A 10,213-nucleotide genomic window follows, 5' to 3' on the forward strand; every position below is an offset into this window, starting at 1 on the left:
AAAATAGAAACTTTTCCTTAATTTGGATGTTACGGTGTAAGATGTTACATTAACAAAAGTTTGTTGTCTGTATCGTTATTGGAGAGGATAAAACAAATTGTCTAAACGTTATTTATTTACGTCTGAATCCGTTACAGAGGGTCATCCCGATAAGGTTTGTGACCAAATCTCAGACACTATTATTGATACTCTACTCAATGAAGATGATCAAAGTCGGGTAGCGGCTGAAGTAGTCGTCAACACTGGTTTAGTCTTAATCACTGGGGAAGTCACCTCCAAGGCCCACGTTGATTTTGCTAAATTAGCCCGCAACAAAATTGCAGAGATTGGTTACACTGATGCTGATAATGGTTTCTCTGCTAATAGCTGTTCCGTTTTAGTGGCTTTGGATGAACAGTCTCCTGACATTGCCCAAGGGGTTAGCCAAGCCCAGGAACAACGCAAAGAACTCAGTGATGATGAGTTAGACCAAATCGGCGCAGGAGACCAAGGGCTGATGTTTGGTTATGCTTGCAATGAGACCCCTGAATTAATGCCCTTACCCATCAGTTTAGCCCATCGTTGCGCCCGTCGTTTAGCGGCAGTTCGCAAAACTGGTGATTTAAGCTATTTACGTCCCGATGGCAAAACCCAAGTTTCCATTGCCTATGAAGATGGTATTCCCGTTGGTATCGATACCATTCTCATCTCTACACAACACGATGAAACCATAGGGTCCATCACCGATAACGATGCAGTTCAAGCTAAAATTAAAGCCGATCTCTGGGACGCTGTTATCTTACCAGTTTTTGCAGATATAGATATTAAACCCTCTCAGGAGACTCGTTATTTAGTTAATCCTACTGGAAAATTCGTTATTGGCGGTCCCCAAGGTGATGCAGGGTTAACCGGTCGTAAAATTATCGTAGATACCTATGGTGGTTATTCTCGTCACGGTGGTGGCGCATTTTCTGGGAAAGATCCCACAAAAGTTGATCGTTCTGCTGCTTATGCTTCTCGTTATGTAGCTAAAAATATTGTTGCTGCTGGTTTAGCTGATAAGTGCGAAGTTCAACTTAGCTATGCTATTGGGGTTGCTCGTCCTGTTAGTATTTTAGTGGAAACTTTTGGTACTGGCAAAGTTGATGAAACCAAGTTATTAGAAGTTGTTAACGAACTGTTTGAGTTACGTCCTGCTGGTATTATTCAGTCTCTTAAACTTCGTGAACTTCCTTCTCAACGGGGGGGACGCTTCTATCAAGATGTGGCTGCTTATGGTCATTTTGGACGCAACGATCTTGATCTTCCTTGGGAAGCAACTGATAAAGCTGCTTTACTCAAAGATGCTTTATTAAAAGTTGGTGTTTAATTTAAACTCCGTCGTTAACGACGGGGTCTTAATAAATATTCTTTAAGTTTTTAGGGAAAAGATTTATACTCTTTTCCCTTTTTTCTTATACATTAGATATCCAATTACCATGAAAACCACCAGGAACACGAACTGGTAAATGAACAGTCGCTATGGGTTCAGATTCAAAGTTTCTCGGATCAATAATCACAAAATCACTGGTGTTGGTATTTTCATTGTAAACAAAAGTAACCACATAACCATCTAATTCAGATTGACCTTTTGTACTGGGAATAAACGCTGCTTCACCTCCATAGCATCCTGGTTTAAATTGATGAATTTTATTAGTTTTATTAACTAGATCATATTGAATAAGAGACGGTGACAGATTAGGAATTTTTTTGCGAGACGATAATTCACTATCGTAATAAGGTGTATACCCAAATTGGTAAGCTTTCCCTAAATAGTTCTGATTAAGAGTAGGTAGTTCTACAAAGCGATCATCTAAATCTTCAAAGTCCATTTGATGGGTTTCTAAATTAATAGTTAATCGTCGCAGATTAGATTGATGAGTTAACATACTTTCCCAATTACTTTCTGATTGTATTGTAGGATAAGCTATAAAATCTATAAACAGTTGATTATCGGTTTCAAAACTATTCAGAAAATGCCATGTCCAAAAAGCATTTGTTTTTAAATAAGTTGGTTGTCTCTCAAAATCATGTCGATCTACTAAAATAATAGTTGTTCCTTGTTCCTGTTGCCAAACAAACGGAATATTATTATTTCTAGCATCGGTCATACTAAACACCAAAGGACAGTTAAAAAAGATAATATAGTTTTCAGTAATTGCCATATCATGAATCATCGTCGGTTGAGGAATTTCTATGGGCAATTCTCGAATAATTTTATTGTTACTATCAGCAACATAATAATGTAAATAAGGAGTATTGAAAAAAGAATAACGATAAAAATGTAATTCTCCTGTATGAGTATCAATTTTGGGATGTGCCGTCATTGCTTGTTCTAATTGATGGTTAAAATCCCATTTTCCAATTGTTTCTAAATTTTTATTGACTTCATAAGGTAGGCCAATTTCATATAATGCTAATAGTTTATCTCCATGAGAAATAATATTAGTATTAGCATAATTTTTAAATTTTAGTTCCTTTAATTCTTTTCCTTCAAACATTTCATAAGCAAGGCCACGGGTTTGAATCCAACGATTTTTATAACTAACTTCTCCGTTGTTAAAATAAACCCCGTGTAACATCCCATCGCCCTCAATAGGATAATTATAAGAACTTGGTTTAAACATTGGGTTAGGACCATTTCTTACATACATTCCCTGTAATTCTTCAGGAATATTACCCGATATTTTTAAATTAGTAATCTCCACTTCTTCAAACACAGGTGCATTAATTCCCTGTAAAAAAGTATTGTCACTTTCCCAACTTTTATAGGATTTATACTGTTTATAAATAGGCATTGATTGACTGGGTAATTGATGGGAAGCGATGGCAGTCATTGCTGCTAGGGATGATTGAATTAAAAACTGTCTTCTTTTCATGATAAATTCCTTTAGAATTGACTATTTTGCATCATTTTTGTAGCAAGTTCTGTATTAATTACAATACCTTCTGTGGGAAAAGCTTTCATAATATCGATCGCTGTCCATCCTTCTTCTGGTTGATTAATCGCTGCTGAAATTAATGCCCCACGAATAGCATAAAATCCGTTATGATTAGGATGGGTACTAAAGATTTCTCCCATACTTTTTAATAAGTCGCTCATCAACGGAGTTTTCAATAATCTAGCAAACTTAACTCCACTAATCTTATGTCTTTTTCGTAAAGTTTCTCGCAATTCAGTTAAGGTTTCTTCATCAAATTGACTGGCAAAAAAAGCAAATTCTTTGGTGATTCTTCCTTCTTCTGCATAAATTTCTAAAGACTCTACAGACAAAGGAAACTTGAACGGACCATAAAGAAAATAGAGGGTTTCTGCACTTAAAACAGGTCGAGGTATTAAAGGAATCAAAGCAAAAGAAATTCCTAAGCAAATACGAGTTAAATAATTCATTACTGGTATAACAAGTTACTGTTTTTAGTTAACCTTTAGGGTTTCTGTTAACTTGTTGAGTCTAAAGTAACTTTTAGGGTTGACCCCTATTTAATAAGGAAAATTTAAGACATAAAAAAACAACCATAATTTATGATTGTTCTGAGAATTTATATGTTAGGAATTTAAAGTAAAGAACGTAATTGAATAGAAATCCGAGTATTTTTACCTACTACTAAAATCGCGGATTCACCAAACTTAGGGGGTCCGGTTGTAATAACTGGATTGCTAGAAAAGCCGAATTTTTCTGTAGGAATTCCTAGAAAATTGCGATTAAGTTCTTCATCTTCATTATCATCCCAAAAAACAGCCACTGCGTAGGTTTTAGGTTCTAAATTATCAAAAGTGACTTCTAATAATTTATCGGTGACTTTAACACATTGGGTGTTAACAGCGTCATCTTTACTATTGGGAAACCCTTTTCCACTGGAAAAGAGACTAAAGCAGACTTGTCCTGTGGTATTGCTTAAACCCTCAACTTCAACCGTCAGATTACTGCTTAGAGTTGCATTCGCTGGTTGATGTAACATTAACGCTGTCCCGGTGGACAATAGTAGATTAGTTAGCAGATAAGAAGATTTCATTACTATTTTTGAAAATGTTAAGAATAGAATTGATGAAAAGTATTGCTTCACGATCAAAATATCATGAAGTCATTATGAATCTTTATATTATCTTAAGATAACCCTGAATCGAGAAAATGACAAGTGATTAAAAACAATGCAAATAATCTATATTAGAGTAATTTAGTATTATGCTAAGGATTAAACACATCATCCTCAATTCCAACCCACCATTCTCCCAATTTCATTAATTCTTCCTGCAATTCTGATAATTTGTCTAAATATTCGTCAGATGAGAGACTATGACGATTTTCTGCTAATTTTTTCAGTCTTAACTGTATCAACAACCAAGGTTGTGATATTTTTCCTGTTTCTTCAATATATCGGGCCAATTCTTCGCTGTTCATAATATGTTTAAAATGAGAATTTTAGTAATAGATAGAACCATCAGGTTTTTTATAAAAATGATAGGATGGTTTAATACCTAATATTGTGGGTAAACCAGCAGCATCAATAGATACTGCTACATTTCCGTTTTTTTGGACATCATAAGCATCGATAGAACAGCTTATTTGTTGATTGTCAGCTAGGTTAATAATAACTGTTTTTGCTGGAGAAGACAAAATTTCTTGATAGGATCTTTTTTCATAATCTTTACCTATTTTTTCAGCTTCTTGCCATAAAATTTGGTAATTTTCTTGAAGTTTTTGTCTATGTTTTTTTCTGAAAGGAAATAACTCAATCAGTCTCATTAAATTGTTTTAAGGGGAAAAATATAACTTTGTCAAGGGGTAAATCATAAACAGAAAAATTATCAAAATTATGCTCTATTTTACTGATTTTGATTGTTGAAAAACGCTTTAATTGATCTGACCAATATTTTAATAATCCCACTTCTCCATAAATATAAATGTTAGCTAACCAAGATAGCAAGTCTTTGATAATATCAGGGTGAGGAAAACAAAAATCCCAGTTAATGACGAGATACCGATCATAAATTTTCTTTGGTAAATCTATATTAACATCTGAGTTTTTTACAAATTCTGACAAATTTAATAACTTATAGCCATAGAATCCAAATTCTATCAATTCTGGTCTTTTATATTCAGTAACCCATGTTTTTAATTTTTTCGGAAAATGTTTTTCTATTTGTAGTATTTTTGCTGGAATAAATAGACATAATTTTGCAGTCATTTTAGATTCATAGAATATTAAGTATTATGCTTATCACATAAAAGAGATTCCTCATTTCTCGGAATGAAAATTGTTAATTGTTCATTTTTAATATAGAGAAATCTCCTTTAAACAAACTAAACTCTAACTTCTATTTTTTCGTCTTTTACATCCTTGACTGATGATTTTGGTTGATATTGACTAGCAATTAAAGCGACTAGAAACCACCATAAAGTATTAACTTGAGGACGATACCAAACCGTATCAAATAACCCTTGAGCCATTAATCCGGCCATGGCAGCGATCGCAGCTATTAACCACATACCAGCAGGATTATTTTTATCCCTTAAACGTTGAATTTGTTGCACTCCTTGATTAACAGTAATAACCAGTAACCAGATAAAAATACTTAACCCGATCAAACCAGTTTCCACTGCTGTTTCTAACAACACAGAATAAGCACTTAAAGCACTATATTTGGGACTCATATAAAGAGGATAAATCTTATTAAAAGCACTGTTTCCTGGACCAATACCAATTAAAGGACGATCTCGAATCATATCTAATACCGCCATCCAGACATTAATCCTAAAATTATTACTACTATCTTGTCTTCCCACAAATATACTCATAACTCTAATTCTTAACGAGTCAACAGAGACAATAGCAGCAAACATTAAACCCCCTAAAATACCAAATACTAAAGGTAATAACCACTTACGCCAAAACGGGGATAAATTGTTTTTAAACCAAACAAAAAACAGTAACAAAAATGTTCCCACTAAAGCCATCATTGCGATCCAACCGCCACGACTTCCCGTAAAATAAAGACAGGCAGTATTAACCAATGTAATAGTAATCGCTAATAATTTAGGGGCAAAACCTTGCCAAACAAAAAAAGCAGCAACCCCCAAAGCGATCGCAGGTAAAAGATAAGCAGATAATAAATTAGGATTACCCAAATAACTATAAACCCTAGTTGCACCAGCTAATTCTGAGGTGGGATCGTTCCAAGTAGCCAACTGTTCAACCCCAAAAATTTGTTGTCTAATTCCATAACTACCAACCACTAAACCAATACCCAAAACCACCGTAATTAACCAATTTGTTAAACGATGCGATCGCAAAATTCTGGCACAAAAAACAAAAAATACCAAATACAAAGTTAACTTAATCAAACCCGAAAGAGCAGCAGCTTTAACCGGAGATAACGCCACCGCAACAGCAGAAATTCCCCAATAAAGAAATACAAATAAATGAATAGGACTAAACCCAGGTTTTTCCGTATCAGATAAAGTTAAAATGCCCCAATAACCAGTAATAGCAATTAACCAAACCCCGATCAAACCAGTAGTAATAAACGGACCAAAAATAAAAATAAGACTGATTAATAAAGCCCCGATCGCCTCACCAAATCGTAATAAAAAACTAGACGATCGCCAAGCAGAAAATGAACCCACTATACGATAAACATAACTAGCACTAAGCCAAGTTTTCGGTGAAAAGTAAGAGAGGGTAACGAGATCCCAAGTTGAATTCATGAAACCATACCAAAATTAGTTATTTAAACCCCGTCGTTAACAACGAGGCCCGAATGGATCAAACTTAGTTTTGTCAACTAATATTTAAAGCAGTGACAACTAAGCAGAACCCAAAATCAAGAATTTACGTCATCATACATTATTGTCCCTAATTCTCCTGTCCCTGTTCCCTAAAAAACCTTTATTATGTACCCTATAACTAAATTATATGCTGACCTATCCAAAGGGAGATAACCCGTTGACTACGCAAATACATCCTACTGCCGTCATTCATCCGAATGCACAAATTGATCCCACAGTGGAAGTAGGCCCCTATGCTGTCATTGGTGATCAGGTAAAAATAGGCGCACAAACCACCATTGGCCCCCATGTGGTTATCGAAGGACCAACAGAAATTGGCAAAAATAACCGCATTTTTCCCAGTGCAGTGATTGGCTTAGAACCCCAGGATCTTAAATATAAAGGGGTCCCCAGTCGTCTGAAAATAGGTGACGGGAACACGATTCGTGAGTTTGTCACTATTAACCGTGCCACAGAAGCAGATGAACTCACCGAAATTGGCAATAATAATCTGTTGATGGCTTATGTTCATGTTGCCCATAATTGTGTCCTGGAAGATCATGTGGTCATTGCTAATGCTGTCGCTTTAGCTGGCCATGTTCACATCGAGTCTAGGGCGGTTATTGGCGGTGTTTTAGGGGTTCATCAGTTCGTGAGAATTGGCCGCAATGCCATGTTAGGGGGTATGAGTCGTATCGATCGCGATGCACCTCCTTTTATGATGATCGAGGGCAACCCCTCAAGGGTGCGATCGCTCAATTTATTGGGGTTAAAACGTGCCGGACTGACCAAGGATGATGTAGGTTATCTGAAAAAGGCATTTCGTCTCTTATATCGCTCGGATCTTACCTTACAACAGGGATTAGAAGAGTTAGCAACCCTCGATAATAATCAATACGCCCAATATTTACGTCATTTTCTGCAACTGTCCACTACAGGAGAAAAACGACGGGGTCCTATTCCAGGGAATCAATAAATAATCAAATTTAAAACTGTTTTTCTTTAAAACGTAGATTAAAAGCCGAATTAAGTAGTTCATCCATCGATAATTAGGGGTTAGAAAGCAATTTATGCAGATTTTTATCAGTACAGGGGAAGTTTCAGGGGACTTACAAGGATCAATGTTGGTCGAGGCTCTCTATAGGCAAGCACAGCAGCAAAATATTCCTTTAGAAATTTTGGCCTTGGGGGGTGATCGCATGGAGGCGGCCGGGGCGAAGTTATTGGGAAATACGGCTAGTATTGGCTCTATTGGTATTGTGGAGGCGTTACCGTTTATTATTCCTACTTGGTTAATGCAGCGTCGGGTTAAGGCTTATTTACGGGATAATCCCCCTGATGTGTTAATTTTATTGGATTATATGGGGCCAAATGTGGCTTTTGGCAAATATGCTCGTAAATATTTACCCCATGTGCCGATTATTTATTATATTGCTCCTCAGTCTTGGGTATGGGCCCCGAATAATAAAACTATTGAACAATTTGCGGAAATTACTGATATTTTATTGGCTATTTTTCCGGAAGAAGCGAGATTTTTTGAGAAAAAGGGGGTAAATGTTAAATGGGTGGGTCATCCTTTATTGGATAGAATGGCGGAGGCACCTACCAGAGAAGCTACTCGTCAAGCATTAGGACTTAAAGAAGATCAGCCGGTGATTGGTTTATTTCCTGCTTCTCGTTATCAAGAGTTAAAGTATCATTTACCGTTAATTTGTAAGGCAGCAAAGAAGATACAAGCAAGGGTTCCTAATCTTCATTTTCTCTTACCTGTTTCTTTACAAGAATATCGTCACACCATCGAAGAAATGGTTAAAGAATACGATTTATCTATTACTTTATTTGATGGACGTGCTATAGAAGTAATGGCCGCTGCTGATTTTGCTATTGCTAAGTCAGGAACGGTTAATTTAGAATTGGCTTTATTAGATATTCCTCAATTAGTTCTCTGTTTAGTTAATCCTTTAACTATGTGGATTGCTCGGAATATTCTTAAGTTTTCTATTCCTTTTATGTCGCCTCCTAATTTAGTTGTTATGGAAGAAATTGTACCAGAATTATTACAAGAAGAAGCTACAATAGACCGCATTGTTGATGAATCGGTAGATTTATTATTAAATCCCGATCGCCGTAAAAAAACCTTTGCTGACTATGAACAAATGCGCACACTTTTAGGAGAGGTAGGTGTCTGCGATCGAGTTGCTAACGAGATTTTACATTATCAAAAATAAGACTTCTAGTTTTATGGGCAAATTATTAATGAAACAAAGTGGTAAAATGATAATAACAGGGACTTTTGCAGTCAGAAAATGTCATGGAATAAGTTATCAGTTAGCAATAACTGATAACCGATAATTATTGACCAAATTCTAAGCGAGCTTGTTCTACCATTTCTACCGTAATCTCATCTAAATGGTCTGCTCTAGCTAAGTCTTCGATTCTTTGACGGGCTTGAGTTCTTACAAAAAAGGGAATATTTTTCAGTTTCTTTTCTGCTTCTTGAGTCCAACGGGGACTATCTTCAAATTCAAGTTGACTCATAATCGTGGAGGGAATTAGTTGATTATTTATCTTTGGGTACATTATAACATTATTATTAGAAAAGTTGAAAATTTATCTATCAATATTTAATAATTCTTAAATTTTAAATTATGAGTGTCGATAATGAACGGTGGGAACATATTTATCAAACCTTTGCAAAAGTTTGGGGTTATCAAGAATTTCGACCCCCACAAAAAGAGGTTATTAGCTGTTTATTACAGGGCAAAGATGCTTTAATTATTATGCCAACAGGAGGGGGAAAGTCTATCTGTTTTCAACTTCCAGCGTTACTACAAAAAGGTCTAACCCTGATTATTTCTCCTTTGGTTGCTTTAATGGAGAATCAAGTTAATGAACTAAAAAGTAAACAATTACCTGTGGAATTATTACACAATGAAGTACCTAGAAAACAACGAAAAATCACCTTAAAGAAAATTAATAAACAACAACTAAGATTACTGTATCTTTCTCCTGAAACTTTATTAAGTCCTCCGGTTTGGGAGTTATTAATTAAACCCCATATTGAGATTAATGGATTGATTTTAGATGAGGCACATTGTTTAGTTCAATGGGGAGAAACCTTCCGTCCTAGCTATAGTCGTTTAGGGGCAGTTAGACAAGCATTATTAAAGGATAAATTGTCTGATAAAAAAATAGCGATCGCAGCTTTTACAGCAACAGCAAATATTAAATCACAAGAGATTATAAAACGTAGTTTAAAGTTAAAAACTCCGCAAATATTTGCTATTAGTCCTTATCGAAATAATCTCAATTTAGCCATAAAAATTGCTTGGACTCCTCGTTGTCGTCGTCATCAGCTTTTAAACTTTATTCAACAGCAACAAAAACAATCTGGTTTAATCTATATTCGTTCTCGCAAAGATAGTGAA

General features: G+C 35.6%; 12 protein-coding genes. 4 read left to right on the top strand and 8 right to left on the bottom strand.

The features are described from left to right. Window positions 1-97: 97 nt before the first annotated feature. Entirely contained in the window at window positions 98-1,348 is a 1,251-nt protein-coding gene (gene metK / locus QNJ66_RS03820) for a methionine adenosyltransferase (RefSeq protein WP_300503189.1), read from the top strand. 85 nt (window positions 1,349-1,433) lie between these two features. On the opposite strand, the gene QNJ66_RS03825 is transcribed toward metK, so the two are convergent. From QNJ66_RS03825 to QNJ66_RS03855, 7 genes are all read right to left on the bottom strand, one after another. Further along, window positions 1,434-2,897 carry a carotenoid oxygenase family protein gene (locus QNJ66_RS03825; protein WP_300503191.1) on the bottom strand — a complete coding sequence of 488 codons (1,464 nt, stop codon included), beginning with the start codon at window positions 2,895-2,897 and terminating at the stop codon, window positions 1,434-1,436. Window positions 2,898-2,908: 11 nt separating this feature from the next. Further along, the gene (locus tag QNJ66_RS03830; protein ID WP_300503193.1) at window positions 2,909-3,409 is read right to left on the bottom strand and encodes an alpha/beta hydrolase; all 501 of its coding nucleotides are present in this window, start codon (window positions 3,407-3,409) and stop codon (window positions 2,909-2,911) included. Between the two features lie 164 nt (window positions 3,410-3,573). Beyond that, window positions 3,574-4,032: a DUF2141 domain-containing protein gene (locus QNJ66_RS03835; protein WP_300503195.1), complete on the bottom strand. Its 459-nt coding sequence runs from the start codon at window positions 4,030-4,032 to the stop codon at window positions 3,574-3,576. Window positions 4,033-4,205: 173 nt separating this feature from the next. Beyond that, window positions 4,206-4,418 carry a hypothetical protein gene (locus QNJ66_RS03840; protein ID WP_300503197.1) on the bottom strand — a complete coding sequence of 71 codons (213 nt, stop codon included), beginning with the start codon at window positions 4,416-4,418 and terminating at the stop codon, window positions 4,206-4,208. Between the two features lie 21 nt (window positions 4,419-4,439). After that, entirely contained in the window at window positions 4,440-4,763 is a 324-nt protein-coding gene (locus tag QNJ66_RS03845) for a hypothetical protein (RefSeq protein ID WP_300503199.1), read from the bottom strand. Further along, complete coding sequence (locus QNJ66_RS03850) at window positions 4,750-5,205, bottom strand: hypothetical protein (protein WP_300503201.1); 456 nt, start codon at window positions 5,203-5,205, stop codon at window positions 4,750-4,752. Before QNJ66_RS03850 ends, QNJ66_RS03845 begins: the two co-directional genes overlap by 14 nt. 116 nt (window positions 5,206-5,321) lie before the next feature. After that, window positions 5,322-6,725 carry an IctB family putative bicarbonate transporter gene (locus QNJ66_RS03855; RefSeq protein ID WP_300503203.1) on the bottom strand — a complete coding sequence of 468 codons (1,404 nt, stop codon included), beginning with the start codon at window positions 6,723-6,725 and terminating at the stop codon, window positions 5,322-5,324. 208 nt (window positions 6,726-6,933) lie between these two features. On the opposite strand from QNJ66_RS03855, the gene lpxA reads away from it, so the two are divergent. After that, entirely contained in the window at window positions 6,934-7,761 is an 828-nt protein-coding gene (gene lpxA / locus QNJ66_RS03860; protein WP_300503205.1) for an acyl-ACP--UDP-N-acetylglucosamine O-acyltransferase, read from the top strand. Window positions 7,762-7,855: 94 nt separating this feature from the next. Continuing rightward, window positions 7,856-9,013 (top strand): lipid-A-disaccharide synthase, encoded by a 1,158-nt coding sequence (gene lpxB / locus QNJ66_RS03865; protein WP_300503206.1) that lies wholly within the window; start codon window positions 7,856-7,858, stop codon window positions 9,011-9,013. A gap of 124 nt (window positions 9,014-9,137) precedes the next feature. Here the strand turns inward: lpxB and QNJ66_RS03870 are convergent, their stop codons facing one another. Then, a complete protein-coding gene (locus QNJ66_RS03870; RefSeq protein ID WP_300503208.1) occupies window positions 9,138-9,323 on the bottom strand; it encodes a PCP reductase family protein in 186 nt (61 codons plus the stop codon). Window positions 9,324-9,433: 110 nt separating this feature from the next. On the opposite strand from QNJ66_RS03870, the gene QNJ66_RS03875 reads away from it, so the two are divergent. After that, the coding region (locus tag QNJ66_RS03875; protein WP_300503209.1) for a DEAD/DEAH box helicase at window positions 9,434-10,213 on the top strand (780 nt) is incomplete at its 3' end.

Source organism: Crocosphaera sp. (assembly GCF_030064895.1).
Taxonomy (GTDB): domain Bacteria; phylum Cyanobacteriota; class Cyanobacteriia; order Cyanobacteriales; family Microcystaceae; genus Crocosphaera.